Raw genomic sequence first — 1331 nt, 5'->3', positions numbered from 1 at the left:
TTGCTGGTGGTGAGCTATTTACAGGTAAGAGCGAGCAAGCCGTTCGAGTACGTAATGAACTTGAAGCGATTCGCAAAGAGGTTGGTGCTGCAAGTATCGACCAAGTGATTTATGCATGGGTTCGTCGTCTGCCATCAAAACCCTTGCCGATTATCGGCTCAGGAAAGATTGAGCGAGTGCAAACAGCGATTGACGCATTGAGTATCGAGTTGACGCGTGAGCAGTGGTATCGAGTTTGGGTAGCATCGAAAGGTCATGGTGTACCATAGACTTTAATATAGCTAAGTTCAGAACATAGAAATAAGGCCAGCGTTTGCTGGCCTTTCTGTTATGGTTTGGTAGCTACCGTATACTTTTTAAGCTCTTCGTCATAGTCAATACCGTTTGATAGATCGGTAATGCCAGTGACCATTTCTCCATCAACTGCGTTATAAAGTAGGAATGGTGCTTGACTAAGATCACCCTCAATGCTGTAAAAATGGCAGTAGGAAAATTCACCAGTTGGTTGATTAATAAGAAATTTGTAACCGTTTTGTTTAGCTAATTGGAAGTTTGAAAAACTTGGGGTTCTGCTCGTACTTCCCCCTTCTTTAGGAGAATTACCGTAGCGGTTATCTTCATAATGATCAGAGTTAGTCAGATCTTGTAGTAGCCAATAGCAAGAACGATTGTTATTGATCGTTCTTTGGATACCCGACGCTGAATTCCAAACCGGGTAGCAGCTTCCGGTATAATTGGAGTAAATACCTTCGATATTGAAGTCAGTTGCGTTTTCATCACGCCCTTCTTCTACATCTCCCCCGCGCGCCAAACAAGCGGCTTGGTAAATGTTCACGGCAGTTTGAAAGTTTTCTAGTAGGGTAGAACTAGATGCTGATCTTGCATCATCGGCGATAGAAAGGAATCTTGGCGCAGCTACAACGGCAATAGCTCCAATAATGACAATAATTATAATCAGTTCTAATAGTGTAAAGCCTTTATTGAGCGTATTGTTTTTCATTACCTAAGACCTTTGAAGTAATATTCTAATTCAAACCTTGTGAATGGTGTACGATATCACATTGGGGCGATCAGTGTGTCTTAAATTTGAGATATATTCACTCTCTTTATTAGTGAGTAAATTAACAACGGCTACTATTGAGTGGAATATTTTCTAAAAACACTCATAATGCACTCTGTTTTTCATTAGCTGGAATTGTCCTGTGACCACTGCAAAATTCTCTTCAATTGCCCTAAAACCAGAACTTATTCAAACTCTGGATTCACTGGGTTATACCGAAATGACACCGATCCAAGCACTGAGCTTGCCTTCTATTCTTGGTGGTAAAGAT

At 41.0% G+C, this 1331-nt stretch carries 2 protein-coding genes; one reads left to right on the top strand and one right to left on the bottom strand.

Annotated elements, in window-relative coordinates:
* Nucleotides 1–269, top strand: a 269-nt coding sequence (locus tag KI743_RS24515) for an aldo/keto reductase (RefSeq protein WP_285468596.1), incomplete at its 5' end; no start/stop codon positions are given.
* Nucleotides 270–328: 59 nt separating this feature from the next.
* On the opposite strand, the gene KI743_RS24510 is transcribed toward KI743_RS24515, so the two are convergent.
* A complete protein-coding gene (locus KI743_RS24510; protein ID WP_152469806.1) occupies nucleotides 329–1000 on the bottom strand; it encodes a prepilin-type N-terminal cleavage/methylation domain-containing protein in 672 nt (223 codons plus the stop codon).
* Nucleotides 1001–1331: the final 331 nt, after the last annotated feature.

Origin of the sequence: Vibrio sp. D420a, from assembly GCF_030248625.1 — a bacterium.
Lineage (GTDB): Bacteria > Pseudomonadota > Gammaproteobacteria > Enterobacterales > Vibrionaceae > Vibrio > Vibrio fortis_A.
Note: the sequence above shows the minus strand (reverse complement) of the source record. Positions and strands in the feature narration are given on the sequence as shown.